Here is a 22,267-nt window from a genome sequence, read left to right on the forward strand (position 1 = left end):
GCTTCGCTTCGTAGCCTCCCGCAGCGTGGTCAGCCCGAGCCGGAATGCCCGCCCGGCAACGGCGCGCGGGCCAGCGCCGCGTCGACGGGCGGCAGGTCGATCCGCTCCGGGTCGAGCGCCTTCCAGCGGCCGTCGATCAGCCCTTCGAGCGGGTGGAAGTTCGCCTTGTAGGCCATCTTCGGGCTCTCGCGGATCCAGTAGCCGAGGTACACGTACGGCAGGCCGAGGCTTCTCGCCTGTTCGATCTGCCACAGGATGTTGTAGGTGCCGTAGCTCGTGTGCTGGTCGTCCGGTTCGAAGAACGTATAGACCGACGACAGCCCGTCGCCGAGGATGTCGATCATGCTGACCATGCGCAGCTTGCCGGGCTCGCCGCCCGGTGCGTCGAGGTCGCGGAATTCGACGAGGCGCGAGTTGATCCGGCTCTGCAGCAGGAACTGTTCGTACTGGTCGCGGCTGTCGCGATCCATGCCGCCGCCCGCGTGGCGTGCGGACTGGTAGCGCATGTAGAGCGCGTAATGCTCTTCGTCGTAGTGCAGCGGCGATACGGTCGCGACCAGCGCGCGGTGCCGCTTCCACATCCGGCGCTGCGTGCGCGACGGCACGAACTCGCCCACGGGTACGCGCACCGGCACGCATGCGCGGCAGCCGTCGCAGTAAGGGCGATACGTGAAGACGCCCGAGCGGCGGAAGCCGGCCTTCACGAGTTCGGTGTAGATGTCGGAATTGATCAGGTGGCTCGGCGTCGCGACCTGCGAGCGCGCGATGCGGCCGTCCAGATAGCTGCACGGATAGGGCGCCGTTGCATAGAATTGCAGCGCCGAAAGCGGTGAAAGCGGCAGCTCAGTCGGGTGAGTCATGGGCAGCTCTCGATGCAGGGAAGGAGTGCCGCGCTAGCGCTCGATCCCGGAAGGGGCCGCCGGTTCGGCGCGGCCCGTCAGCGCGGCGAGCACGCGCTTGTCGAACTGCCACGGAATCGGCGGTTCGGCTACCGCGCTGCGCACGTGAGCGACAAAGGCCTTGCGTGCGATCTCGCGGCCGCCGAGCGACGCTAGATGCGACGTATTCTGCTGGCAGTCTATCATCTCCAGCCCCTGGCCGCGAAGGTGGGCGATGAGCGTGGCCAGCGCGATTTTCGAGGCGTCGGTCACGTCGGCAAACATCGACTCGCCGAAGAACATCCGCCCGAACGACACGCCGTACAGGCCGCCCACGCGGCGCCCGTCGTGCCACGTCTCGATGCTGTGGGCGTTGCCGGAGCGGTAGAGCGACGTATAGGCGTCGATGATCTCGGCGGTGATCCACGTGCCGCGCTGCCCGCGTCGCGGCGCCTGCGCACAGGCGCGCATGACGCCGGGAAAATCGTGATCGACGCGTACCTCCCATTCCGGCTCGCGCAGCACGCGCTTCAGCGTCTTGCGCAGCGACGGCGACACCTTGAATTCGGCCGGCACGAGGATCATGCGTGGGTCGGGGCTCCACCACAGCACCGGCTGGCCGTCCGAATACCACGGGAAGATGCCGCGCAGGTAGGCGTCGATGAGGCGCGATGGCAGGAGGTCGGCGCTCGCGGCGAGCAGCCCGGGCGCGCCGGTCGCGGGACCGAGCGCGCGTTCGATGGACGGAAACGGATCGTCCGGGCCGAGCCAGGGGACCATGGGGCGCGGGCTCAGCCGTTGCGCAGCGAGCGGAAGATATCGCCGGTGTGCACGCCGTAGTCGCCCGCGGCGCGATCGGCGAAGAAGAATCGCAGGGTCTGGCTGACGGTCGGGAACGCGATCTCGTCCCACGGGATGTCGGCTTCGTCGAACAGTTTCACTTCGAGGCTTTCCTCGCCGGCTTCGAAGGCCGGGTCGGTGAGCCGGGCGAGGTAGAACAGGTGGACCTGGTGTACGTGCGGCACGTTGAGCAGCGTGAACAGGTTCTGCACCTCGACGCGCGCGCCGGCTTCCTCGAGCGTTTCGCGCGCGGCGGCTTCCGCCGTCGTCTCGCCCATTTCCATGAAGCCCGCCGGCAGCGTCCAGAATCCGTAACGCGGTTCGATCGCACGGCGGCACAGCAGGATCCGGTCGCCCCACACCGGGACCGTGCCGACGACGTTGCGCGGATTCTGATAGTGGATCGTGCCGCAGTGATCGCAGACGAAGCGCTCGCGGTTGTCGCCCGGAGGAATGCGCGCGATGACTTCGTGACCGCAGACGGAGCAGAATTTCATGTCGAGTGGAAGGGACGAGGTGATGCGAGTGTATCACCGGGCAGCAGCATTCTCGAACGCCTGCGCATGTGGACGGCGGGCTGTGCGAAGCGCGGGGCGAGTGCGCGCAAGGAGGGGCGGCGATCGTGCGCGGAAAAACAAAAAGCCCGGCGCAGGGCCGGGCTTTTTGCGTAATTCTGGACGGTTGGTTGCGGGGGTAGGATTTGAACCTACGACCTTCGGGTTATGAGCCCGACGAGCTGCCAGACTGCTCCACCCCGCGTCCGTCGAAGAAATGAATTATATGGGTTATCCCGAATGCGTGCAAGCGCTTTCTGACAATTTCTTGTCGCTGCGGGTGGGGCTGGGACGGCGGGTGCGTGCGCTAGAATCGAGCGGTTTGTTTAGTCTCCTATTCAGCGGGGCCATGCGCGACGCGTCGGCCCCGTTGCGACTCTCATTACTGCATCGACGGATTCATGGATATCGCTCACGATCTGCAATCGATCGGCGCGCAGGAACAGGCGCTCGTGTTTCCCCATTTCGACCCGGCCCGCGCGTGGGCGCTCGGCAACCGGATGCATGCACTCGCGACGTCGCGCGGCCATGCGGTCGCGATCGACATCGTCACGTTCGGCCAGCCGCTGTTCTACGCGGCGCTTGCCGGCGCAACGCCCGACAATGCCGACTGGGTGCGCCGCAAGCGCAACGTCGTCGCGCATTTTCGCCGCAGCTCGTACGCGATCGGCCTGCGCATGCAGCAAGCCGGCGCCACGCTCGCCGACAAGCACGGATTGCCGATCGCCGAATATGCGCCGCACGGCGGCTCGTTTCCGCTGACCGTCGCCGGTGCCGGCGTGATCGGCTCGATCACGGCGTCGGGGCTGCCGCAGCGCGCGGATCACGAATTCGTCGTCGAGGCGCTATGCGCGGAGCTCGGCCACGACTACGCCGTGCTGGCCCTCGCAAGGAGCTGAGCGATGCAATTGCCCGGGTACGCATGGCTCGCGATCGCGATCGTCGCGGAAGTGGTCGGCACGTCCGCGCTGCGCGCGGCGGACGGCTTTACGCGCCTCTGGCCGTCGGCGCTCGTCGTCGCCGGCTACGGCATCGCGTTCTACTGCCTGTCGATCACGTTGCGCACGATGCCCGTGGGCATCATCTATGCAGTCTGGTCGGGCGCCGGCATCGTGCTGATCACGCTCGTCGCGATGCTGCTCTATCGTCAGGTGCCGGACCTGCCGGCGGTGATCGGTCTCGGGCTGATCATCGCCGGCGTCGTGGTGCTGAACCTGTTTTCGAAGATGCAGGCGCACTGAGCGTGCGACTGCCGTTTTCCGGATGATCCTCATGACCGATTCCATTTCCGCTGCCGCAGAATCCGCCGAGCCCGACGTGCGCGCGTATGTCGCGAACCGCATCGGCTTTCTCGAACTGAACCGGCCGAAGGCGCTGAACGCGCTGTCGGTCGGCATGATCCGGCTGATGCAGCAGGCGCTCGATGCGTGGCGCGACGATCCCGAAGTCGTCGCGGTCGTCGTGCACAGCCCGCACCCGCGCGCGTTCTGCGCGGGCGGCGACGTGCGCTTCTTCCACGACGCGTGGCAGCGCGGCGACCGCGACGCGGTCGACACGTTCTTCATCGAGGAATACACGCTGAACCATGCGATCTTCACCTATCCGAAGCCGTACATCGCGTTGATGCATGGCGTCGTGATGGGCGGCGGCATGGGCATTTCGCAGGCGGCGCGGCATACGGGCGGCCTGCGTGTCGTGACCGACTCGACGAAGATGGCGATGCCCGAAACGCGCATCGGCCTGTTCCCGGACGTCGGGATGAGCTGGTTTCTCGCGCGTACGCCCGGTGCGCTCGGCCGCTATCTCGCAGTGACCGGCACGGCGCTCGACGCGGCCGGCGCGCTGTACGCGCAGCTCGCTGACGTCTATCTGCCCGATGCCGCGTTGCCCGCGCTGCTCGATACGCTGCGCAGCGCGCGCATCGACAGCGGCGAGCAGGCCGTCGCGTGCGTGGCCGATGCGGCTGCCGCGCACAAGGTCGTGCCGACGCCCGACACGTCGGCGCTGGCCGACGCGCGTGCCGGGATCGACCGGCATTTCGCGCAGCCCGACATCAACGCGATCCTCGCGTCGCTCGACGCCGAGCAGGATTGCGCAGCCGTCGACGGGTGGGTCGAGAAGGCGACCCATGCGATGCGCGAGCAGTTGTCGCCGTTGTCGATGGCCGTGTCGCTCGAAGTCGTCGAACGCGCGCGCGGCGCGACGATGGCCGATTGCCTGCGACGCGATCTCGATCTCACGCGCTCGACGTTCGCGCGCGGCGACGTGATCGAAGGCGTGCGCGCGCTGATCGTCGACAAGGATCACCAGCCCGCGTGGCGCTTCAAGTCGGCGGCCGACGTCCAGCGCGCGGACGTGGTGGCGATGTTCGACAGCCCGTGGACGCCGGATGCGCATCCGCTGCGACAGCTGAAGGACTGATCCACGCGCGAGTTGGAAACGAAAAGGCCGCCTGCATGTGCAGGCGGCCTTTTTTCATGGACGTCGGCCGGTTCGGAGGCGAAGGGCGCAGCGCCCGCTGCGGACGTTACTCGTCGCCCGCGTCGTCCGACATGAATGCGCGCATGAACACGAGCGCGCCGAAGCCCCACACCGCATTTGCGGCGAAGCCTGCCGCGAGCACCGGCATCATGTTGCCCGACGGCCAGATGCCGCGCAGCGGATCGATCGCGAACACGCGGGCGGCCGTCAGCACGATGCCGCCGAACACGAGCGCGCCGATCCACGAGGCCTCGCGTTCCGGCGACACGCGTAACAACCATGCCATCGGAATCGCGCAGCACGCACTGATCAGCGCATTCGCGACAAATTCAGGAGTGCCGAGCGGCGCGAACGGCTGTGTCGAGAAGCCGGTTGCCGCGATCAGGTCGGCCGTGTGAAGGAGGGCGAGCGTGGACTCGCGGAAGAACAGGGCGGCCAGGAAGCCGGACAGGAATGGCAGGATGACTTTCTGCATCGATGAGTGCACCGCAGGCGCGCATGACCGGAGCCGTACGCGCGGAGTTATTCGGATAGGTGCGTCATTATAGGGCCCGCCCGCGGGGATATTCGCTCCAGCGTCGTGCTAATCACGAAAGCGGAAAACCTAAGCTCAAAAAAATCGTTCCAAAGCCCTGCACCGATCCCTAGACTGATTTCCCAGAAACAGCCGTGCAATCGCGTCCTCGCCCGCTGCACGGCGCGACCGGCGAGCCATCCCGATTCGAACGCACACCATGCATGCGCCGCACCTCCGCGACGCGAGCAGGGCGATGTTTTTTCAAAATTTCGGCAGTGACAGTCAAGCAGGAGCAGCAGATGAATGTGTTCTGGTTTATCCCCACGCATGGCGACAGCCGTTATCTCGGCACGGCCGAAGGCGCGCGCGCTGCGGATTACGATTATTTCAAGCAGGTCGCGGTGGCGGCCGACACGCTCGGCTACGACGGCGTGCTGCTGCCGACCGGTCGTTCCTGCGAGGATGCGTGGGTCGTTGCGTCGAGCCTCATTCCGGCGACGCAGCGCTTGAAGTTCCTGGTCGCCGTGCGTCCCGGCATTGCTTCGCCGGGCCTCGCGGCGCGGATGGCCGCGACGTTCGACCGCCTGTCGGGCGGCCGCCTGCTGATCAACGTCGTGACGGGCGGCGATGCGGCCGAGCTTGAAGGCGACGGCCTCTTTGCCGATCACGACACGCGTTACGAGATTACCGACGACTTCCTCAACATCTGGCGCGGGCTGCTGGCCGCGTCGCACGACAACGGCGGTTTCGACTACATCGGCAAGCACCTGCAGTCGAAAGGCGGCAAGGCGCTTTATCCGCCCGTGCAGCGTCCGCATCCGCCGCTGTGGTTCGGCGGTTCGTCGCCGGCCGCCCACACGATCGCCGCCGATCACATCGATACCTACCTGACCTGGGGCGAGCCGCCCGAGGCCGTCGCGAAGAAGATCGCCGACATCCGGGCACGCGCCGAAGCGCGCGGCCGCAAGATCAAGTTCGGCATTCGCATGCACGTGATCGTGCGCGAGACCGAGGACGAAGCATGGCGCGATGCCGAGCGCCTGATCAGCCGCCTCGACGACGACACGATCGCGCGTGCTCAGAAGGCGTTCGCGAACATGGATTCGGAAGGCCAGCGCCGGATGGCCGCGCTGCACGGCGGCAAGCGGGGTGGCCGCGACTCACTCGAGGTGTACCCGAACCTGTGGGCTGGTGTCGGCCTCGTGCGCGGCGGTGCGGGCACGGCGCTCGTCGGCAATCCGGAACAGGTCGCGGAACGCATGCGCGAATACGCGGATCTCGGTATCGAGACGTTCATCCTGTCCGGCTACCCGCATCTCGAGGAGTCGTATCGCTTTGCCGAGCTCGTGTTCCCGCTGATCAAGGGCAAGCGTGTGGAGAAGGCCGCCGGCCCGCTGTCGGGGCCGTTCGGCGAGATCGTCGGCAACAGCTATCTGCCGAAGGCGAGCCAGAGCTGAGCAAGGGAGGCCTGCGATGACAACGAAAACGTGGACGACGGGCACCGCCGTGGCCGCCCGCGCGTGGCGCGGCATCGCGCCGTGGCTCGTGCCGCTCGCGCTGCTGGCGGCATGGGAAATCGGTGCGCGCACCGGCTGGCTGTCGACCCGCGTGTTGCCCGAGCCGGTGGCGGTCGTGCGTGCGGCCTGGTCGCTCGTGACGTCGGGCGAAATGTGGGCGAACGTGAAAGTGAGCACGTGGCGCGCGCTGTTCGGCTTCGCGCTCGGTGGCGGTGTCGGCCTTGCGCTGGGGCTGGCGACCGGGCTGTCGAAGGCCGCCGAAGTCGCGCTCGATTCGACGATCCAGATGATCCGCAACATCCCGGCGCTCGCGATGATTCCGCTCGTGATCCTGTGGTTCGGCATCGACGAGAAGGCGAAGCTGTTCCTCGTGGCGCTCGGCGTGTTCTTCCCGGTCTACATCAATACCTATCACGGGATCCGCTCGGTCGACGCGAACCTGATCGAGATGGCGAAGAGCTACGGCGTGCGCGGTTTCGCGCTGTACCGCGACGTGATCCTGCCCGGGGCGTTGCCTTCGATCCTCGTCGGCGTGCGTTTCGCGCTCGGGTTGATGTGGGTGATGCTGATCGTCGCGGAAACGATCTCCGCGCAGTCGGGCATCGGCTACATGACGATGAACGCGCGTGAATTCCTGCAAACCGACGTGGTGGTGGTCGGCATCCTGCTGTACGCGGTGCTCGGCAAGCTGGCCGATGTGCTGGCGAAATGGCTCGAACGCGTGACGTTGCGCTGGCACCCCGCTTATCAATCAGGAGCAAAGGCATGAATGCGACGACTTCGGCGGCCGCCTACGGCCTGCTCGCCGGCGCAGACCTCGAGGCTGAACTTGCACAGGCACGCGTGGCGGACAGCGATGCGCGTGACGCGGCGATCCTCGAACGAGACGGCAGCGCATCGGTCGTGCCGCTCGCGCGGCGGCGCGCGGGCAGCCCGGCCCCCGACGACGCGGTGACGCTGTCGGGTGTCAGCAAGCGCTTCGGCGCGCGTACGGTGCTCGACAACGTCGAGCTCGGCATTGCGCGCGGCAGCTTCGTCGCGATCGTCGGTCGCAGCGGCTGCGGGAAATCGACGCTGCTGCGGCTCGTCGCGGGGCTCGAGCAGCCGAGCAGCGGTGCGCTCGTGACGCGCGGCGAGGGCGGCGGCGTGCTCGATACGCGGATCATGTACCAGGATGCGCGCCTGCTGCCGTGGAAGACCGTGCTGCAGAACGTGATGCTGGGCCTCGGGCGCGGTGCGCGCGACCAGGCACGCGCGGTGCTCGACGAAGTCGGCCTGCTGGAGCGTGCGAACGACTGGCCGGCGCAACTGTCCGGCGGCCAGCGGCAGCGCGTCGCACTGGCTCGCGCGCTCGTGCACCGGCCGCAACTGCTGCTGCTCGACGAGCCGCTCGGTGCGCTCGACGCGCTGACCCGCATCGAGATGCATGCGCTGATCGAGCGCTTGTGGCGCGAGCACCGGTTCACCGCACTGCTCGTCACGCACGATGTGCAGGAAGCCGTCGCGCTCGGCGACCGCATCCTGCTGATCGAGCAGGGGCGTGTGGCGCTCGACCAGCCGGTGCCGCTCGACCGGCCGCGTGCCCGCGCGTCGGCCGCGTTCGCGGCGCTGGAGGATCGCGTGCTGAAACGCGTGCTCGCCGGCGGCCCCGGTGCGGCTGATCCGGACGCGACGCATGAGGCAGCGAGCAACGTTCGACCGGTCGGGCAGATTCGCTGGGCCGTTTAATTCCGGGCGGCCTCGGCCGTCCGTTCTGAGACTTTTTCCTTCGGAGCGATCATCCCGATGAGCATCACTGCAATCAACGTACGTAACCAGTTCAAGGGCAAGGTGAAGGAGATCATTCGCGGCTCCGTGGTGTCCGAAGTCGACGTCGAGACGCCGTTCGGCATCGTCACCTCGGTGATCACGACCCGTTCGGTCGACGAACTCGAACTGAAGGTCGGCGCGGAAGTCGTTGCGCTCGTGAAGTCGACGGAAGTTTCGATCGCGCGTCTCTGAGCGCGCGTGCCGGGTGCCGGTGCGGCGCTGGCGGGCCCATTGCCCGTTGGCGCCGCATCGGCATTCCCGCTGTGCGTTTGCCTCGGTGTTCGGCCTCCGGATGAAGTGCTAGGATGGAGCGACACCGATGCCGGAGGCCAACGCATGACCCCCATTCTTTCCCCCGAAGCCATCGAGGCGCTGAAATGGATCGACCAGTTCGGTGACAGCCGGCCGGTTCCCGCCGCGTTCGACGACGTCGTCTATGCGTTGCTGAACGAGGGATTGATCTATCAGGCGACGGCTGACCGGGTCGACCTGACGACCGATGGCAAATCCTTTTTGTCCAACGAATACAATTGAGCGCACGGCGCCGGCTGCGCGCGCAGCCGGTGCTGCGTCGCCACGGAGCGTGCGATGGAACCGAGAGGCAGCGACCTCGGCGATTTCAGCGAGCCGTACCGCGGCTTCGAGATCGAGGTGAAGACCGAGCAGGTCTGGGACGGCGAACATGCGCATTACCGCGTGCTGCAGGGCGATGCCGTGCGGATCGACTGGCGGCTCGTCAAGGTCGACGGGGTGCTGCTGACCGAACGGCGCGTGATCGAGCGGGTGTTCGACGAGGCGCGGCGGGCGGTCGATGCGGAGCTGGGCGACGCCTAGCACGCCTGCCGGGCAGGCCCGCCCCGGATTGCGGTAAAATGCCGGGTTGTTTCCGTGCCGCCTGGCCTGTCGCCCGAATTCCATGTCCGTTCCGTCCTCGCTTCCTCCCCGCCGCGTTTCCGTCGCGCCCATGCTCGACTGGACCGACCGCCATTGCCGGTCGTTCCACCGCACGCTGACGCGCGATACGTGGCTGTATACGGAGATGATCACGACGGGCGCGCTGCTGTTCGGCGATGCGCAGCGGCATCTCGCGTTCGCGCCGAACGAATCGCCGATCGCGCTGCAACTGGGCGGCAGCGAGCGTGACGATCTCGCGCGCGCAGCGAAGCTCGGGGAGCAGTGGGGCTACGACGAAATCAACCTGAATTGCGGGTGCCCGTCGGAGCGCGTGCAGCGCGGCGCGTTCGGTGCGTGCCTGATGAACGAGCCGCAACTCGTCGCCGACTGCGTGAAGGCGATGAGCGACGCGGTGTCGGTGCCGGTGACGGTCAAGCACCGGATCGGCGTCGATGCGGTCGAGGATTACGCGTTCGTGCGCGACTTCGTCGGCAAGGTGGCCGAAGCCGGTTGCGAAACGTTCGTCGTGCATGCGCGCAACGCGATCCTGAAGGGGCTGTCGCCGAAGGAGAATCGCGAGATCCCGCCGCTCAAGTATGACTACGCGTATCGGTTGAAGCGCGATTTCCCGTCGCTGGAAATCGTGATCAACGGTGGCATCACGACGCTTGATGAAGTCGCGCAGCATCTCGAGCACGTCGACGGCGTAATGCTCGGTCGCGAGGCGTATCACAACCCGTTCGTGCTGGCCGAAGTCGACGCACGCTTCTACGGGTCGACCGCGGCGGTGCCGACGCGTGAAGAGGCCGAAGCGCAACTGATCGAATATTGCGCGGCCGAACTGAAGCGCGGGACCTACCTCGGCGCGATCGTGCGGCACGCGCTCGGGCTGTATCGCGGCATGCCGGGTGCGCGCGGCTGGCGTCGCGTGCTGTCCGACAACAAGAAGCTCGCGCGCGGCGATCTGGCCGTGTTCGACGAGGCGCGCGCGTATCTGAACGAAGCCGAAGAAATTTTTGAAAAAAAGGCTTTGCAAGATTCAAAAGTGTTCGTATAATCTTGTTCTTCGCTGCTGAAACAAAACAGCGAAGAGAAGAAAGCAGTATCAGTGGTGGCTGTAGCTCAGTTGGTAGAGTCCAGGATTGTGATTCCTGTCGTCGTGGGTTCGAGTCCCATCAGCCACCCCAAAAAATTCAAGCAAAAAGCCCGGTTCCTCGAACCGGGCTTTTTGCTTTCTGGCGTTCGGACACAGGCTCGGGACAGTGATTTTTCGTCAAAGCATTTTTGACGAAACCGTATGCCTGTATTCAATGCATCGAGCGCGGTGTAGTTACGATGTCGCTCTTCAAAAAATGCGGCTTCGTAAAACCACTGCCCGACTGCAATATCGGGCGAATGTGCGAGGACTCCCCGTGCACAAGGGAATCGAACGTCATATCGATGAATTCGACCGTTACGAAATCATCATCGAGTCCGTGCAGCCGGCACCCGGTAGTACCTGCATCGCGAACGTTCCGGTTCGCAAAGATGGAGTCGGATCGCCCGGACGATGTAACTTCGACACGGAGTACAGGACCTCGGGCGACGTGAAGCGAGTGGGCGTCGAGATCGGGCGCCATCGTGTGCGACATCAACCGATAGCGCCACGCCTGTCGCCTTTGGGATGTGGATGGCGCAACAGCGAAAGACGGCCCGGACTCCATTGAGTTGCGCTTTCCTGTCGTTGCGCTAGCAACGTTCACATCAGTTCGCGTGCGCTACTTCTTCTCCCGGCTAAGGTTTGCGCGAACCATGCCGTTATCATTCTAGGACAGCCCTCGTGCCTCGAATGCTGATCCGTTTTCTTGCCTGCTCGCGCGTCGCGCGAGCAGGCTTTTTTCGTTTACCGCGGTTCATCGCAGCATGATTGGCGGGATCGAACAGGGACTTGGCGCGGATCGACAGAGCGCAGCGGTCTTACATTGATGTAATGTAGCGCCTTCCTCGTGCCCTCATGCTTTGCAGGGCCGTTCGATCCCGATGACCGGAAAGGGTGTCGGGATTTTTTTTGCCTGCGCGCCAATGCCCCGACGACGAGCGCCTGTGAAATGCAACCCGCGAAGCACGGTATATTTTGCGACAACACATACCGAACACGAGAACCAGCAGAAGGAGTTGCCGTCGATGCAGGACACCCGGACCACACTGCGTGCCGCGACATCGCGTGACGCGAGCCACATCGCTCGCCTGCACACGCTGAGCTGGCAAACCGCCTACAGCCATATTCTTCCTGCCGCCTATCTGTCCGACGAGGTGCCGGCGGAACACGCGGCCCGGTGGCGCAAGTATCTCGATCGCAACGAGAAGGAGTGGGGCCTCGTGTTGATCGCCGAGTCGAATGGCGAGCCCGTCGGCTTCGTCAGTGCCGAGCGTCCCGTCGATCCGGCGCTCGGTGTGCTGCTCGACTGCCTGCACGTTCACCCGTCGCATCACGGCAGCGGCACCGGCAAGCGCATGATCGAAGCCGTTCGCGCGTGGGCCCGGTCGATCGGCGTCGACAAGGTCCACCTGCAAGTGCTTGACGACAACGTGCGTGCGATCGGCTTCTACGAATACAACGGCTGGCAATTGGCCGGCGTCGAAACGAGCCGCATCGGCCAGACGGAAGTCACCGACCGGATTTACGCGATACAGGCTTGAAGGCCTGCCGGTATCGGTGCGCGCGGCTGCACGCGAATACGGTTGTGTTCGGCCGTTGTGGCGCCACACCGCGCGAAAGCCGTGCGTCTTGTGCCGTTATTCGCCGCAATAGCGCATCAGCAGATCGGCTTCGGTCTCGTGGATTTCAACGGGCAAGCTCGTCGCACCGGCATAGGCGAGATAGCGCGCGCGATGCTGGCCGTTACGGAACGACGCGACGCCGACTTTCGACAGGCCGGGGATGCCGAACAGCGTGCGCGTTCTCGCCTCGCGAAATGTGATGAACGGCATGTCCGGAATCCTGTCCTGGTCCGGATCGAGGAATTCACGAATGCCCGCCGCTTTTCCAGGTGCCCAGTACTGAACCGACGGCAGCACATAGTCCGTCGTGTCGCGGTCGGCGCAGGCCAGCAGTTTCTTCAGGTCGATCGTCACGACGCGATGGCGCGAGTCGTCGGACGAGAATATCCGCTTGAGGTGCGAATGGGCATAGGGGGTATGGCCGGGAAGCTGGATAATCCAGACATCTACGCCGCTCTGTTGTGCGTGGGCGAGTGTCATTTTTCCTCTGGTGGCGCAAGCGGTCTCGGTAGCCCGAGTTTAGCAGTGCGATTAGCGCTGCGGAGCAGGCCGATACCGGAAATAGGAAAGCGGAGCGACCTGCAGCGGAACAAGCGGTTGCGTCCGTGTGTCGGCAGTCCATATCGACAGGCCGCGCGAATATCGTGATACTGCCAGCCTGAATGGAGCGCTGCGTGACATTCACGCAAGATTCACACTGGGTCGTGAATGCGTCCGGCGCAGGGGATCATAAGAACGGAGAAAACGATGTCGTCGAAACTTGAGATCGAGTATCTCGATTACTGTTTCACCGCGACGCTCGAAATCAGGGAGTCCGGCCGTACCGCCGTGGTCGACTGGCAGCTCGAATCCGATGGGCGAAGCAGGACGCTCGCGTGGATCGTATTCGACCGCTTTCTCGAGCGACATGATTTCATCGACGAAGAGGACGCGCGTGCCAATATCGTCGACTGGCTGGAGCGGCTTGCCGAACCGAGGTCCGGTGCGTCGGCCGAAATCGGAAAGGCGAGTGCGGTTGCCTCCGGGGTGGTCGCGACCGATTCGTCGGCGGCCGATATCATTGGCGAAGCCACCATTGAAATCGCCAGCGATCTCGACTGGATCGATATGGTCGCCGACTGGTTTTCCTGTGGTTCGCCTTGATGAAAAATCGGCTTTTCGTGATGCAGATCATTGTGTTCGCGAAATTCGACGCGAAAAAATGAAGCTGGAATTACCTCGCTCGAAAAATAGAATGATCCTGCTTTGACAGTGCGCGCGACTTAACCGAAACTGCGCACGGGGCTGAGAAATCCATTTGAATTAAAACAAGAAAGAATGCCGGAAATGAAAAGAAAAACGTTGCTGACCGTTGGCGCGCTTGCAATTGCTGCCGGCCTGACAGGTTGCATCGCGAAGCTGTCCGAAGACGTCGGACGCGAATAGACCACCGAGCGGCACGTCGTCGGCGAGGCCGGCAACAAGCGCGATGCGCTCGGACCATGACGGTACCCGGCAGCCCGCGAGCGAGCCGGGTCGTTGCCGTCACATTGTCACCAAAGGGTGAGTTGCCGCACAGACCGTCGCACGACCCCCGATCACAATTTGACCGGTTGACCGTTCTTCCCCGGCCCGGTCAACTGTTTCCCCGCTCGCTCGCGCAGGAGCGGGGGCTTTTTGCCCGTCCGACGCCGGAAGGCTGCGTCGGCGGAACCGGACAGGCCTTCGGCAGGCAGCGCGATGGCAGTCATTGCGCGCCCCGGTGTCCGATCGCCTGATCCGCACGAATCGCTTTCCTCGTGCCTGAGCGAACCCTCAGGCCCATCGCCGGTTTCGGCTGGCGATGCCTTGATCCCGGCGGCGCGCAACAACGCTGCCGGGATGTTTTTTTGCACCGCATGCATTGCATGCGTGTCGTGCGCAGCGGTTGTGCCGATGTGCTCAACCCGCCTGTTCGACGCTGGTTTCCCAGCCGTCGTAATCCCCTCCGAGCGAGCGCACCTCGCGATTGATCGCGATCGTATGGCGCGTGATGTCGGTCAGCGCCAACGTGCCTTCATGCGAAAACCGCACGGCCGACTTGCCGTCTTCGGTGGGCGCGACCGATTCGACCGGATAGCCTTTCGCTTCGGCCCAGTCCGCGAACTGGTGCGCGTCGCTCGGATCCGGGAAGTACGCCCAGTGCATCACGCGGCGGCTCACGTCGCCGACGTCGCCTTGCTGCCGCAACGCATCCAGCACGCGCATGTCGCGCATGATCTGCCAGTCGTCGTCGGTCGGGTAGAGGGTCTGCCAGTAGGTTGCCTTGTCCGGATCGTCCTGATGCGCGTACTGAAGCGCATAGGTCGTTTGTTCGGTCAGCGAGTCGACGATCTCCGCTGCAGTGTCTTCGTCGAACGGCACATAGAAAAGAAAATCGCGGTTGCCGTCGACGGTGATGCGGCCGACCTGCACGCCGCCTTTCGCGGTGATCGTCGCGTCGAGCAGATCCTCGATCTTTGCGAGATCGGCGAATTCGTCGCCGGTCGGCAGGCCTTCGGGCGACGGATGCGCGAAGGGGACGCGCACGCTGAGCAGCGACGTGCGCGGATCGCCTTCCGCGATTTCCGCGAAGCCGTGATTGAAGCTGATGAAAGCCTGATGGTCGCCCATTCTGGCAGGGAAGGTTCCCCAGGCGTCGCTCATGTGTTTCTCCCGTACACGATTGTCTGTTGACGGTTGCAAAGCGTCCCAATGTATCATCGAAAATCGCGTTGGCCGGAGAAGCGCGCATGATCATGAGTCTGGGCATCCTGGTGCCGGTCGAAGATGATTGCTATCGGGCGGTGGTGGATTTCTATCGCTTGGCGCTTGCGCTGCCGATGCATTCCGACGGCGTGTCGGCTGCGGGAAATCCGTGGCATCGCTTTGTCGTGCAGGGCGCGACGCTGACCGTTCATACGGGCCGGGGCGGTGAGTTTCCGTATCCCCAGTTTCGTCCGACCGGCCACGGGATTGCGCTGGCCATCGAAGTGGCGAGCGTGTCGGAAGCCGTTGCGCGACTCGAGTTGCATCACGTCAGCATCCTGAACGACTGGGACTACGGCGACGGTACGGTGGCGATCTCGGTGGCGGACCCGGCGGGTAACATATGCGAGATCTGGGGCCACCCGTGACAGCCGCCGGTGTACGGCGGCCGCAAAGAATTCAAAGGAGATTCCGATGTCGACGTTCGCTGTGAATGGTGTCCGAATCGATCCGCTCAGCGCGCGCGTGACGCACGTGCGCTGGGCGGCAGTGAATCCGGCCGATCGCTCGTGGGCGGCGACGCCGAGCGAAGCACCGGTGGCAGAGGTCGCCCGCGCGCTCGCGTCCGGCAACGACGTTCGCGCGATCTTCTCGGCATCGGACGCCACTGCAATCGGACCCAGGCTGAAACGCGTGCTGTATCGTGATGCGTCGGAAGGCATCGAACTCGACATCGATGCAACCAGCGAGTCGCGCACGTTGCGCGATCTGCCGCAGATCTGACCGCGACCGGCTCCCCAAGCGAATCGCGCAAACGCGTATATGACCATGCTCCGATCCGTCATCATCCCGTCGGCATTCACGCTGTGCCTGGCGCTTGCCGCTTGCCAGACCGCATCCGGGCCGGCACCCGTTCAACCGTCGTCCGAGACCGCGTCGGCAACGGTTCCTGCATCGTCGCCGGCTGCGCCAATTAACGGTATCGGCCTGTCACCTCATCTGGCGGGGCAGAGTCATTGGTCCGTCGGTCAATGCACGACCAACGGCACCGTCAAGGTATGCAATTGACCGACGGCCACGCAATGGGGCTTGATCCGCGCGAACGAGCGCGGCGCGGCGACATGGCGCCCGCGCCGATGGGCCGGGCGCCGTCGATGCGGGCAGGCAAGCCATGAACGAGGAACGCGAAACAACGGAGTCCCGCTGGCACGTCGATCCTGTGGCGGGAACGATCACCGGCCAGTTGCCGGTGACGCTGGCAGTCGACAGCCGGAGCCTGAAAAGAAGGGCGGTCGTATGTGCGGTGCTGGCCGTGGCGAGTCTGTGCGGTTACGCAGCCGATCCGACGCTCTGGCCCGTTGCGGCGCTGGCCGCATTGCTGGCGCTGGCAAGTGCCGCCTTCCTGTTCTCGTCGCGGCGCAAGATGGCGCTTCAGGTCGACGAGACCGGCTTCAGGCTGATCGGCGCGGCGCGTGAAAAACCTGTCACACCGTGGCGCGACGTCACCGAATTCCGGATTGTCAGCGTCGCCGGAAATCGTTACATCGGCTACCAGTTCTCGGCACATTCGTCGCGCACGAAGGTGCCGGGCGGCGTGATGTTGCCGATCGCCCGGTTCGCCGATCTTCCGCTCGACGCGGTGGCCGGATTGCTGGAGGCATGCCGCCGTCAGTTCGGGATGCCGGACGACGGAGCCGACCGAACGGGCCGATGACGCCCGCGGCTGCGTGCCGCGCACCTCGTCGCGCAAGAAAACAAAAAAATCCCGGGCACCCTGTCGATTTCCATCGGCGTCGTCCGTCGTAGCATCGGAGGCGTGCGCATCGCGCGTCCGTCCCGATTCTCGATACGACAACCGATTAAGGAGCGACACCATGTCCACGTCCGTCAAGCCGATCCCGGAAGGGATGCGCACGCTGACACCGCATCTGATCTGCGCAGGCGCCGCCGCCGCCATCGATTTCTACAAGCGCGCATTCAATGCGAGCGAACGGTTTCGCCTGGCGATGCCCGACGGCCGGCTCGCGCACGCGTGCCTCGCGATTGGCGATTCGACACTGATGCTGGTGGACGAGATGCCCGAGCACGGCGCGCTCGGGCCGAAGGCGCTGAAAGGCACGGCGGTCTGCCTGCACCTGTACGTGCCGGACGCCGATGCGGCAATCGCGAAGGCGGTCGCGGCCGGTGCGACGGTCACGATGCCGGCCGCCGACATGTTCTGGGGCGATCGCTACGGACAGGTCGAGGATCCGTTCGGGCATCGCTGGTCGATTGCGACGCATCAGCGCGACCTGACACCCGATCAGATCACGGAGGCAATGGCCAGCGCGCCGCCGTGCGGGAGCTGATCTGATGCCGTCGCGCAGCCGCGGTTGCGCGACGGTTCGGCGGTGCGCGCGGGCGCTCGCGTGCGAATCGGTCGCGGTTATGCGCCGGTTGTCTTGCGACGCTGCTTGTCTTCGTACATCCGGTGATCGGCCGATGCGAGCAGGTCGGCGACGGTGCGATGCCGTGCGGGATCGTAGGTAACGTGCCCGACGCTGAACCGGATCGCGTAGCCGCGTGCGTCGGCTGCGTTGTGCACCGCGAGCGCCTGCGTCACGCGTTCGACGGGTTCGGCGACGTCGGCTGCATCGGTGGCGCTCAGCAGCACGACGAACTCGTCGCCGCCGAGCCGTGCGATGACGTCGCTGTCGCGCAGCGCGCCCGTCAGCGTGTCGGCGAACACCTTGAGCGCGCGATCGCCTTCGGCATGGCCGAAGCGGTCGTTGATCGCCTTGAATTCGTTCAGGTCGAAGAACAGCAGCACTGCGTGACGGCCGAGGCGATCGCACAGGCTCAGCACGTGGCGGGCGAGGATCTCGAAGCCGCGCCGGTTCGTCAGTTGCGTGAGTTCGTCGGTGGTCGCGAAATGCAGCGCGGCGATTTCGCGTTCGGTCATGTGGGCGAGATCGCCGAGCAGCGCGAGCTCGTCGGGTTCGAGCGAGCGCGGCCGCGTGTCGATCAGGCACAGCGTGCCGATCGGGGCGCCGTTCGGTGCGGTGAGCGGTCGGCCGGCGTAGAAGCGGATGCCTGGCGTGCCGGTGACGAGCGGATTGTCGTGGAAGCGGTTGTCGTTCAGTGCGTCCTGGATCACCATCGTGTCGCCCGTGAGCAGGGCATGGGCGCAGAACGACACGTCGCGCGACGTTTGCGTGGCGTCGAGGCCGGCATGACTCTTGAACCACTGGCGATTCTCGTCAACGAGGCTGACGAGCGCGATCGGTACGTCGAACAGCCGGCGCGCGAGACGCGTCAGACGGTCGAAACGCTCCTCGGGCGGTGTGTCGAGGATCGACAGCGAATGAAGCGTATCGAGCCGGGCAGCCTCGTTGGCCGGTTTCGGTGCGATTTGCATGGGCCTTGTCTCTTGTCCCGGCTGCATGGCCGGTCACGGGATCGTATGTCGGACAGTATCGCGCATTATTCGATGTATCGCCATGTCGCCGGTTGTGTGGTGGCGATGATCGGCTCCGGCGCGATTGATGAAGATGCGGTGAGAAGCGGGTGTTATCGGCTCGTGTTTCGTGCCGATGCGGAATCGGATGCGCGATGCCTCAAGGTGGTCGTTGCCATGCCGTAAATAGGGCGAGTCCAATCGTTCATCGCATCCCATCGCACCATGGTTCGAATTCTGTACGCAGGCTCTCTCGCATTTGCGCTGTATCTCCTTTATCCGACGGTCCAGAACACGCTGGCATTCAGCACCGATTGCATGCTCAGTGCGCTGCCGGGTGGCGCCCGCGGCCTGCCGGTGAATTCGGCAAGCGGCGCGGACGGGCGCGCGAACCGTTGTGCGCCGACCGTCCATGCCGGCGCCGGGCGGGCGCCTGACATGCGTTGAACGCGGCGGTGTTTTGTGCGACGGGCGAGCCGCGAGACGGTGCGCTGGCCATTCGGCCGAGTTGAACGTCGCGTCATGCTCGCCGATCATCTGCAACACGGCGGATCGAAGGCGAGCTGCCGAGCGGAGTGTGAAAGCGTGGCGTGGGTCAGTAGCTGGAACGGTACGGCGTGCCCTGGTCGAAACGGCTTTGCCAGTGCGTGAGGTAGCGCGACGCGAGCTGCGGATTGTTCCAGACCACGACGACATTTTCGGAATTGCGGCTCGCTGCCGACGCGCTGTAGTTGAACGAACCCGTTTCGACGTGCTCGGCGTCGATCACGAGGTACTTGTCGTGATGGATCGCATAGGCGTCGATCGTACGCGTCGGGATCCCCGCGTTGACGAGCAGGTTCAGCGCCTGCTTGCTGCTCTTCGCGCGATTGCCCTTGTCGTCGACCACCACCGCGACATTGACGCCGCGTTGCCTGGCGGCAAGCAGCGCACGCGTGACGGGCGGCGACGTGAACGAATAGGCGGCGACACGGATCGAGCTGCGCGCGGCCCCGATCGCTTTCAGCACGAGCGCCTCGGCGCCGCCGTCGGGCGAGAACGCCGATTCGACGACCTGGGCCGCGGGGGCTTCGTGAGTGGGGGCCGGCAGCCAGCGCGACACGAGGTCGATCGCTTGCTGGAGCAGCGATTCGCTTTGCGTCTTGCCGAAAGCGGCGAAGGGTGTGGCGAGCAGGGAGGCAGCGAGACAGGCAGCAGCGAGGCGATTGCGCGACAACATCGTGGACAGCGGATAATTTCGAGACAGCGGGCCGTGAGTGTAACGCACACGCGGCGGCTAGGTCACGTGCGGAGACGAGGCAGGTGTTCGCGCGGCGATCGGCAGCGGCGGCGGTGGCGCAACGTTGCGTTGTGCGGATCGCGTGTGCGATCGGAGCAATCCGTGGCGCGTGCCGGCGGCGCGCGATTGCGTTTGCCGTCACAGCGCATCGGTATGCGATTAATGCGTGAGCGTTCGAGCGGGCTCAGTGCGGCTCGTGGTCGAAGCATGTGCAACGAGTGCGTCGGGCGCGTCGGCCGGCCTGCGTATGCAGCGCGTCAATCCCTGGCCGCAGGCGCCCCGGTTGCACCGGACGCGACCCACCCAGGGCCCGGCTCGGGCTGCACGTCACGGGCGTCGAGCGGTTCGCCGCAGGCCGAGCAGACGGTGACGGCGTGCATCAGCTGGCCGCAGGTCCGGTGACGCAATTGCACCGGCGGCCCCTGGCCGTCGTCCTTCCAGCGGTCGCCCCACGCCATCAGCGCGAGCAGGGCCGGGTAGAGGTCGAGGCCCTTGTCCGTCAGCCGGTATTCGAAGCGCGGCGGGCGCGCCTGATACGCACGCTTGACGAGCACGCCTTCGTCGACGAGCCGCGCGAGCCGCTCGGCCAGCACGTGGCGCGTCAGGCCGAGCTGGGTCTGGAACGCATCGAAGCGGCGGCAGCCGAGGAAGGCGTTGCGCAGGATCAGCATGGTCCAGCGGTCGCCGAGCACGGCAAGCGTGCGTGCGACCGAACAGTTCAGCGTGCCGATGTCATCCCATTTCATCGTCGAGTCTCTTGCCTGTTGCGGCGGTCTTGCGGCGGTTCAGCGAAATAGCGGGTTCGATTATAGAACCCGCCTTCGGTCGCAACGGGCCAAGCCGCGTTGACAACCACCGGTATCGTTGACAATAATGAGTTCCAATTTAGAACTTACTCGAGCGGCGACGCGCTTTCAACCCGGAGACAACCCCATGAACCCGCTTTCCCTGTCTGGCCTCGATCTGCTGCGCGCTGCCGTGTCGGGCGATGCGCCGCTGGCGTCGATTTCCGAGACGATTCCGATGCGTCCGCTCGACGTCGAGCTCGGTTACGTGAAGTTTTCGGCGCGGGCGGACGGCCGGCACCTGAATCCGCTTGGGGGCGTGCACGGCGGCTTCGCCGCGACGGTGCTCGATTCGGTCACCGGGTGCGCGGTGCATTCGATGCTCGACGCGGGCGTCGGCTACGGCACCGTCGATCTGCACGTGAAGATGCTGCGGCCCGTGCCGCGCGACGTCGACCTGATTGCGGAAGGGCGCGTGATTCACCTGTCGCGTTCGCTGGGCGTTGCCGAAGGCACGTTGAAGACGCCGGACGACAAGATCGTGGCTCACGCATCGGCGACCTGCTTCATCCAGCGGCCGCAGTAACGGAGGGCGGAAACGCCGTCATCCGGGAGGCGCATGCGCGACCGGGGCACGGCCGAAGGCCGTCTGTAAGCGGATGCGTCGCCTGTCTGAAGCGGTCGCTTCAATGTGATAGCGTTCCTGCTTTCCACCGACGCGACAGGAACAGCATGGAATACCGCACACTCGGCGATTCGGGCATCGAGGTCAGCCTCATCGGCCTCGGCACGATGACGTGGGGCGAGCAGAATTCGGAGCGCGATGCGCACGAGCAGATCGACTACGCGCTTGCGCAGGGCGTGACGCTGATCGATGCCGCGGAGATGTATCCGGTGCCGCCGAAGCCCGACACGCAGGGGCGCACCGAGCAATACATCGGGACCTGGCTCGCGCAGCATCGCGCGCAGCGTGACCGCATCGTGCTCGCGACGAAGATCGCGGGGCCGGCGCGACAGCCGCACAATCCGCGCCATATTCGCGGCGAAGGCAACCAGTTCGACCGCAAGAACCTGACCGAGGCGCTCGACGGCAGCCTCAAGCGCCTGCAGACCGACTACGTCGACCTCTATCAGCTGCACTGGCCCGATCGCAGCACGACCACGTTCGGCCGCCCCGCGTATCCGTGGGTCGACGACGCGTACACGGTGCCGATCGAGGAAACGCTCGGCGTGCTCGCGGAATTCGTGAAGGCCGGCAAGGTGCGCGCGATCGGCGTGTCGAACGAAACGCCGTGGGGCGTCGCGCAGTTCCTGCGCGCGGCCGACAAGCTCGGGCTGCCGCGTATCGCGAGCATCCAGAATCCGTACAGCCTGCTGAACCGCACGTTCGAGAACGGGCTGTCGGAATTCACGCATCGCGACGGCGTCGGCCTGCTCGCGTATTCGCCGCTCGCGTTCGGCTGGCTGTCCGGCAAGTATGAAAACGGCGCGCGTCCGGCCGGTGCGCGCATCACGCTGTTCGAGCGCTTCCAGCGCTACAGCAAGCCGCAGGCCGTCGAGGCGACGTCGCGTTACGTCGCGCTCGCGCAGCGTCACGGGCTGTCGCCCGCGCAACTGGCGCTCGCGTTCGTCAACAGCCGTCCGTTCGTGCGCAGCAACCTGGTCGGCGCGACGTCGCTCGAGCAATTGAAGGAGAACATCGGCAGCATCGGCGTGAAGCTGTCCGACGAGATCCTCGCGGAGATCGACGCGCTGCACGAACTGCAGCCGAATCCGGCGCCGTAAACGGCGCGCGGCCCGCGCGGCGGCGA

General features: G+C 65.2%; 31 protein-coding genes and 2 tRNA genes. 22 read left to right on the forward strand and 11 right to left on the reverse strand.

Annotated elements, in window-relative coordinates; genetic code table 11:
• Positions 1-29: 29 nt before the first annotated feature.
• From AC5LXK_RS08120 to AC5LXK_RS08135, 4 genes are all read right to left on the reverse strand, one after another.
• Positions 30-860, reverse strand: coding sequence for an arginyltransferase (locus AC5LXK_RS08120; RefSeq protein ID WP_493391107.1), 831 nt, complete (start codon positions 858-860; stop codon positions 30-32).
• Positions 861-893: 33 nt separating this feature from the next.
• Positions 894-1,658 carry a leucyl/phenylalanyl-tRNA--protein transferase gene (aat, locus tag AC5LXK_RS08125; RefSeq protein ID WP_493391108.1) on the reverse strand — a complete coding sequence of 255 codons (765 nt, stop codon included), beginning with the start codon at positions 1,656-1,658 and terminating at the stop codon, positions 894-896.
• An 11-nt stretch (positions 1,659-1,669) separates the two neighbouring features.
• Positions 1,670-2,215, reverse strand: a complete 546-nt coding sequence (locus AC5LXK_RS08130) for an NUDIX hydrolase (RefSeq protein ID WP_493391109.1) — start codon at positions 2,213-2,215, stop codon at positions 1,670-1,672.
• 185 nt (positions 2,216-2,400) lie between these two features.
• A tRNA-Met gene (locus AC5LXK_RS08135) sits at positions 2,401-2,477 on the reverse strand.
• A 196-nt stretch (positions 2,478-2,673) separates the two neighbouring features.
• On the opposite strand from AC5LXK_RS08135, the gene AC5LXK_RS08140 reads away from it, so the two are divergent.
• Genes AC5LXK_RS08140 through AC5LXK_RS08150 form a run of 3 tightly spaced genes read left to right on the forward strand, consistent with a single transcriptional unit; the run spans position 2,674 to position 4,693 of the window.
• Positions 2,674-3,171 (forward strand): heme-degrading domain-containing protein, encoded by a 498-nt coding sequence (locus AC5LXK_RS08140; protein ID WP_493391110.1) that lies wholly within the window; start codon positions 2,674-2,676, stop codon positions 3,169-3,171.
• Positions 3,172-3,180: 9 nt separating this feature from the next.
• Positions 3,181-3,513, forward strand: a complete 333-nt coding sequence (locus AC5LXK_RS08145) for a DMT family transporter (RefSeq protein ID WP_493391200.1) — start codon at positions 3,181-3,183, stop codon at positions 3,511-3,513.
• 31 nt (positions 3,514-3,544) lie between these two features.
• The gene (locus AC5LXK_RS08150) at positions 3,545-4,693 is read left to right on the forward strand and encodes an enoyl-CoA hydratase/isomerase family protein (protein WP_493391111.1); all 1,149 of its coding nucleotides are present in this window, start codon (positions 3,545-3,547) and stop codon (positions 4,691-4,693) included.
• A 106-nt stretch (positions 4,694-4,799) separates the two neighbouring features.
• Here the strand turns inward: AC5LXK_RS08150 and AC5LXK_RS08155 are convergent, their stop codons facing one another.
• Positions 4,800-5,228 carry a hypothetical protein gene (locus tag AC5LXK_RS08155; RefSeq protein WP_493391112.1) on the reverse strand — a complete coding sequence of 143 codons (429 nt, stop codon included), beginning with the start codon at positions 5,226-5,228 and terminating at the stop codon, positions 4,800-4,802.
• A gap of 341 nt (positions 5,229-5,569) precedes the next feature.
• Between AC5LXK_RS08155 and ssuD the strand changes: the two genes are divergently transcribed.
• The 9 genes from ssuD (at position 5,570) to AC5LXK_RS08200 (ending at position 12,169) form a co-directional block, all read left to right on the forward strand.
• Positions 5,570-6,727: an FMNH2-dependent alkanesulfonate monooxygenase gene (ssuD, locus tag AC5LXK_RS08160; protein ID WP_493391113.1), complete on the forward strand. Its 1,158-nt coding sequence runs from the start codon at positions 5,570-5,572 to the stop codon at positions 6,725-6,727.
• 16 nt (positions 6,728-6,743) lie between these two features.
• Positions 6,744-7,556 (forward strand): aliphatic sulfonate ABC transporter permease SsuC, encoded by an 813-nt coding sequence (gene ssuC, locus AC5LXK_RS08165; RefSeq protein WP_493391114.1) that lies wholly within the window; start codon positions 6,744-6,746, stop codon positions 7,554-7,556.
• The gene (locus tag AC5LXK_RS08170; RefSeq protein ID WP_493391115.1) at positions 7,553-8,515 is read left to right on the forward strand and encodes an ATP-binding cassette domain-containing protein; all 963 of its coding nucleotides are present in this window, start codon (positions 7,553-7,555) and stop codon (positions 8,513-8,515) included. Before ssuC ends, AC5LXK_RS08170 begins: the two co-directional genes overlap by 4 nt.
• Before the next feature lie 57 nt (positions 8,516-8,572).
• Positions 8,573-8,788, forward strand: coding sequence for a TOBE domain-containing protein (locus AC5LXK_RS08175; protein ID WP_006476104.1), 216 nt, complete (start codon positions 8,573-8,575; stop codon positions 8,786-8,788).
• 144 nt (positions 8,789-8,932) lie between these two features.
• Complete coding sequence (locus AC5LXK_RS08180; protein ID WP_493391116.1) at positions 8,933-9,130, forward strand: hypothetical protein; 198 nt, start codon at positions 8,933-8,935, stop codon at positions 9,128-9,130.
• A 54-nt stretch (positions 9,131-9,184) separates the two neighbouring features.
• Complete coding sequence (locus AC5LXK_RS08185; protein WP_493391117.1) at positions 9,185-9,430, forward strand: hypothetical protein; 246 nt, start codon at positions 9,185-9,187, stop codon at positions 9,428-9,430.
• 130 nt (positions 9,431-9,560) lie between these two features.
• The gene (gene dusA / locus AC5LXK_RS08190; RefSeq protein WP_493391118.1) at positions 9,561-10,547 is read left to right on the forward strand and encodes a tRNA dihydrouridine(20/20a) synthase DusA; all 987 of its coding nucleotides are present in this window, start codon (positions 9,561-9,563) and stop codon (positions 10,545-10,547) included.
• Between the two features lie 54 nt (positions 10,548-10,601).
• Positions 10,602-10,677: transfer RNA gene (locus tag AC5LXK_RS08195), tRNA-His, on the forward strand.
• A 976-nt stretch (positions 10,678-11,653) separates the two neighbouring features.
• Positions 11,654-12,169, forward strand: coding sequence for a GNAT family N-acetyltransferase (locus tag AC5LXK_RS08200; protein WP_493391119.1), 516 nt, complete (start codon positions 11,654-11,656; stop codon positions 12,167-12,169).
• A 96-nt stretch (positions 12,170-12,265) separates the two neighbouring features.
• Here the strand turns inward: AC5LXK_RS08200 and AC5LXK_RS08205 are convergent, their stop codons facing one another.
• The gene (locus tag AC5LXK_RS08205; RefSeq protein ID WP_493391120.1) at positions 12,266-12,730 is read right to left on the reverse strand and encodes a plasmid fertility inhibition factor family protein; all 465 of its coding nucleotides are present in this window, start codon (positions 12,728-12,730) and stop codon (positions 12,266-12,268) included.
• A gap of 267 nt (positions 12,731-12,997) precedes the next feature.
• Between AC5LXK_RS08205 and AC5LXK_RS08210 the strand changes: the two genes are divergently transcribed.
• Positions 12,998-13,393: a hypothetical protein gene (locus AC5LXK_RS08210; RefSeq protein WP_493391121.1), complete on the forward strand. Its 396-nt coding sequence runs from the start codon at positions 12,998-13,000 to the stop codon at positions 13,391-13,393.
• A 434-nt stretch (positions 13,394-13,827) separates the two neighbouring features.
• Here AC5LXK_RS08210 and AC5LXK_RS08215 read toward each other — a convergent pair whose 3' ends face one another.
• Together AC5LXK_RS08215 and AC5LXK_RS08220 are read right to left on the reverse strand one after the other, a co-directional pair.
• Positions 13,828-14,133, reverse strand: coding sequence for a hypothetical protein (locus tag AC5LXK_RS08215; protein WP_493391122.1), 306 nt, complete (start codon positions 14,131-14,133; stop codon positions 13,828-13,830).
• A gap of 37 nt (positions 14,134-14,170) precedes the next feature.
• On the reverse strand, positions 14,171-14,914 hold the full coding sequence (locus AC5LXK_RS08220; RefSeq protein ID WP_493391123.1) for a DUF695 domain-containing protein: 744 nt from the start codon (positions 14,912-14,914) through the stop codon (positions 14,171-14,173).
• Positions 14,915-15,000: 86 nt separating this feature from the next.
• On the opposite strand from AC5LXK_RS08220, the gene AC5LXK_RS08225 reads away from it, so the two are divergent.
• The 5 genes from AC5LXK_RS08225 to AC5LXK_RS08245 all read left to right on the forward strand — a co-directional run bounded on the left by AC5LXK_RS08225 (position 15,001) and on the right by AC5LXK_RS08245 (position 17,304).
• On the forward strand, positions 15,001-15,384 hold the full coding sequence (locus tag AC5LXK_RS08225) for a VOC family protein (protein ID WP_493391124.1): 384 nt from the start codon (positions 15,001-15,003) through the stop codon (positions 15,382-15,384).
• 46 nt (positions 15,385-15,430) lie between these two features.
• Positions 15,431-15,739 (forward strand): phosphatidylserine/phosphatidylglycerophosphate/cardiolipin synthase, encoded by a 309-nt coding sequence (locus AC5LXK_RS08230; RefSeq protein WP_493391125.1) that lies wholly within the window; start codon positions 15,431-15,433, stop codon positions 15,737-15,739.
• 45 nt (positions 15,740-15,784) lie between these two features.
• Positions 15,785-16,024: a hypothetical protein gene (locus AC5LXK_RS08235; protein WP_493391201.1), complete on the forward strand. Its 240-nt coding sequence runs from the start codon at positions 15,785-15,787 to the stop codon at positions 16,022-16,024.
• A 103-nt stretch (positions 16,025-16,127) separates the two neighbouring features.
• Positions 16,128-16,670: an aspartyl-tRNA synthetase gene (locus AC5LXK_RS08240; RefSeq protein ID WP_493391126.1), complete on the forward strand. Its 543-nt coding sequence runs from the start codon at positions 16,128-16,130 to the stop codon at positions 16,668-16,670.
• A 160-nt stretch (positions 16,671-16,830) separates the two neighbouring features.
• Complete coding sequence (locus AC5LXK_RS08245) at positions 16,831-17,304, forward strand: VOC family protein (protein ID WP_493391127.1); 474 nt, start codon at positions 16,831-16,833, stop codon at positions 17,302-17,304.
• Positions 17,305-17,381: 77 nt separating this feature from the next.
• Here AC5LXK_RS08245 and AC5LXK_RS08250 read toward each other — a convergent pair whose 3' ends face one another.
• Positions 17,382-18,353: a sensor domain-containing diguanylate cyclase gene (locus AC5LXK_RS08250; RefSeq protein WP_493391128.1), complete on the reverse strand. Its 972-nt coding sequence runs from the start codon at positions 18,351-18,353 to the stop codon at positions 17,382-17,384.
• A 45-nt stretch (positions 18,354-18,398) separates the two neighbouring features.
• Here AC5LXK_RS08250 and AC5LXK_RS08255 point away from each other — a divergent pair, with 45 nt between their 5' ends.
• Both AC5LXK_RS08255 and AC5LXK_RS08260 read left to right on the forward strand, forming a co-directional pair.
• Positions 18,399-18,578, forward strand: a complete 180-nt coding sequence (locus tag AC5LXK_RS08255; RefSeq protein ID WP_493391129.1) for a hypothetical protein — start codon at positions 18,399-18,401, stop codon at positions 18,576-18,578.
• A 39-nt stretch (positions 18,579-18,617) separates the two neighbouring features.
• Positions 18,618-18,839 (forward strand): hypothetical protein, encoded by a 222-nt coding sequence (locus AC5LXK_RS08260; RefSeq protein WP_493391130.1) that lies wholly within the window; start codon positions 18,618-18,620, stop codon positions 18,837-18,839.
• A 148-nt stretch (positions 18,840-18,987) separates the two neighbouring features.
• Here the strand turns inward: AC5LXK_RS08260 and AC5LXK_RS08265 are convergent, their stop codons facing one another.
• Both AC5LXK_RS08265 and AC5LXK_RS08270 read right to left on the reverse strand, forming a co-directional pair.
• Positions 18,988-19,611 carry a phospholipase D family nuclease gene (locus tag AC5LXK_RS08265; protein ID WP_493391131.1) on the reverse strand — a complete coding sequence of 208 codons (624 nt, stop codon included), beginning with the start codon at positions 19,609-19,611 and terminating at the stop codon, positions 18,988-18,990.
• Between the two features lie 317 nt (positions 19,612-19,928).
• Positions 19,929-20,417 (reverse strand): winged helix-turn-helix transcriptional regulator, encoded by a 489-nt coding sequence (locus tag AC5LXK_RS08270; protein WP_493391132.1) that lies wholly within the window; start codon positions 20,415-20,417, stop codon positions 19,929-19,931.
• 187 nt (positions 20,418-20,604) lie between these two features.
• On the opposite strand from AC5LXK_RS08270, the gene AC5LXK_RS08275 reads away from it, so the two are divergent.
• Complete coding sequence (locus AC5LXK_RS08275; protein ID WP_006484216.1) at positions 20,605-21,042, forward strand: PaaI family thioesterase; 438 nt, start codon at positions 20,605-20,607, stop codon at positions 21,040-21,042.
• 146 nt (positions 21,043-21,188) lie between these two features.
• Positions 21,189-22,241, forward strand: a complete 1,053-nt coding sequence (locus tag AC5LXK_RS08280; protein ID WP_493391133.1) for an NADP(H)-dependent aldo-keto reductase — start codon at positions 21,189-21,191, stop codon at positions 22,239-22,241.
• The last annotated feature ends 26 nt before the right edge of the window (positions 22,242-22,267 follow it).

It is taken from the genome of Burkholderia pulmonis (assembly GCF_984667975.1).

Excerpts from the sequence above, each read along its gene's own strand:
- AC5LXK_RS08280 (WP_493391133.1), top strand. The coding sequence starts at position 21,189 with ATGGAATACCGCACACTCGGCGATTCGGGCATCGAGGTCAGCCTCATC.
- AC5LXK_RS08235 (WP_493391201.1), top strand. The coding sequence starts at position 15,785 with ATGCTCCGATCCGTCATCATCCCGTCGGCATTCACGCTGTGCCTGGCG.
- AC5LXK_RS08170 (WP_493391115.1), top strand. The coding sequence starts at position 7,553 with ATGAATGCGACGACTTCGGCGGCCGCCTACGGCCTGCTCGCCGGCGCA.
- AC5LXK_RS08175 (WP_006476104.1), top strand. The coding sequence starts at position 8,573 with ATGAGCATCACTGCAATCAACGTACGTAACCAGTTCAAGGGCAAGGTG.
- AC5LXK_RS08225 (WP_493391124.1), top strand. The coding sequence starts at position 15,001 with ATGATCATGAGTCTGGGCATCCTGGTGCCGGTCGAAGATGATTGCTAT.
- AC5LXK_RS08255 (WP_493391129.1), top strand. The coding sequence starts at position 18,399 with ATGTCGGACAGTATCGCGCATTATTCGATGTATCGCCATGTCGCCGGT.
- AC5LXK_RS08275 (WP_006484216.1), top strand. The coding sequence starts at position 20,605 with ATGAACCCGCTTTCCCTGTCTGGCCTCGATCTGCTGCGCGCTGCCGTG.
- AC5LXK_RS08150 (WP_493391111.1), top strand. The coding sequence starts at position 3,545 with ATGACCGATTCCATTTCCGCTGCCGCAGAATCCGCCGAGCCCGACGTG.
- AC5LXK_RS08155 (WP_493391112.1), bottom strand. The coding sequence starts at position 5,228 with ATGCAGAAAGTCATCCTGCCATTCCTGTCCGGCTTCCTGGCCGCCCTG.
- dusA (WP_493391118.1), top strand. The coding sequence starts at position 9,561 with ATGCTCGACTGGACCGACCGCCATTGCCGGTCGTTCCACCGCACGCTG.
- AC5LXK_RS08220 (WP_493391123.1), bottom strand. The coding sequence starts at position 14,914 with ATGAGCGACGCCTGGGGAACCTTCCCTGCCAGAATGGGCGACCATCAG.
- AC5LXK_RS08270 (WP_493391132.1), bottom strand. The coding sequence starts at position 20,417 with ATGAAATGGGATGACATCGGCACGCTGAACTGTTCGGTCGCACGCACG.
- AC5LXK_RS08245 (WP_493391127.1), top strand. The coding sequence starts at position 16,831 with ATGTCCACGTCCGTCAAGCCGATCCCGGAAGGGATGCGCACGCTGACA.
- aat (WP_493391108.1), bottom strand. The coding sequence starts at position 1,658 with ATGGTCCCCTGGCTCGGCCCGGACGATCCGTTTCCGTCCATCGAACGC.
- AC5LXK_RS08215 (WP_493391122.1), bottom strand. The coding sequence starts at position 14,133 with ATGCATGCGGTGCAAAAAAACATCCCGGCAGCGTTGTTGCGCGCCGCC.
- AC5LXK_RS08230 (WP_493391125.1), top strand. The coding sequence starts at position 15,431 with ATGTCGACGTTCGCTGTGAATGGTGTCCGAATCGATCCGCTCAGCGCG.
- AC5LXK_RS08180 (WP_493391116.1), top strand. The coding sequence starts at position 8,933 with ATGACCCCCATTCTTTCCCCCGAAGCCATCGAGGCGCTGAAATGGATC.
- AC5LXK_RS08120 (WP_493391107.1), bottom strand. The coding sequence starts at position 860 with ATGACTCACCCGACTGAGCTGCCGCTTTCACCGCTTTCGGCGCTGCAA.
- AC5LXK_RS08240 (WP_493391126.1), top strand. The coding sequence starts at position 16,128 with ATGAACGAGGAACGCGAAACAACGGAGTCCCGCTGGCACGTCGATCCT.
- AC5LXK_RS08185 (WP_493391117.1), top strand. The coding sequence starts at position 9,185 with ATGGAACCGAGAGGCAGCGACCTCGGCGATTTCAGCGAGCCGTACCGC.
- AC5LXK_RS08130 (WP_493391109.1), bottom strand. The coding sequence starts at position 2,215 with ATGAAATTCTGCTCCGTCTGCGGTCACGAAGTCATCGCGCGCATTCCT.
- AC5LXK_RS08260 (WP_493391130.1), top strand. The coding sequence starts at position 18,618 with ATGGTTCGAATTCTGTACGCAGGCTCTCTCGCATTTGCGCTGTATCTC.
- AC5LXK_RS08265 (WP_493391131.1), bottom strand. The coding sequence starts at position 19,611 with ATGTTGTCGCGCAATCGCCTCGCTGCTGCCTGTCTCGCTGCCTCCCTG.
- ssuC (WP_493391114.1), top strand. The coding sequence starts at position 6,744 with ATGACAACGAAAACGTGGACGACGGGCACCGCCGTGGCCGCCCGCGCG.
- AC5LXK_RS08205 (WP_493391120.1), bottom strand. The coding sequence starts at position 12,730 with ATGACACTCGCCCACGCACAACAGAGCGGCGTAGATGTCTGGATTATC.
- AC5LXK_RS08140 (WP_493391110.1), top strand. The coding sequence starts at position 2,674 with ATGGATATCGCTCACGATCTGCAATCGATCGGCGCGCAGGAACAGGCG.
- AC5LXK_RS08250 (WP_493391128.1), bottom strand. The coding sequence starts at position 18,353 with ATGCAAATCGCACCGAAACCGGCCAACGAGGCTGCCCGGCTCGATACG.
- AC5LXK_RS08200 (WP_493391119.1), top strand. The coding sequence starts at position 11,654 with ATGCAGGACACCCGGACCACACTGCGTGCCGCGACATCGCGTGACGCG.
- ssuD (WP_493391113.1), top strand. The coding sequence starts at position 5,570 with ATGAATGTGTTCTGGTTTATCCCCACGCATGGCGACAGCCGTTATCTC.
- AC5LXK_RS08210 (WP_493391121.1), top strand. The coding sequence starts at position 12,998 with ATGTCGTCGAAACTTGAGATCGAGTATCTCGATTACTGTTTCACCGCG.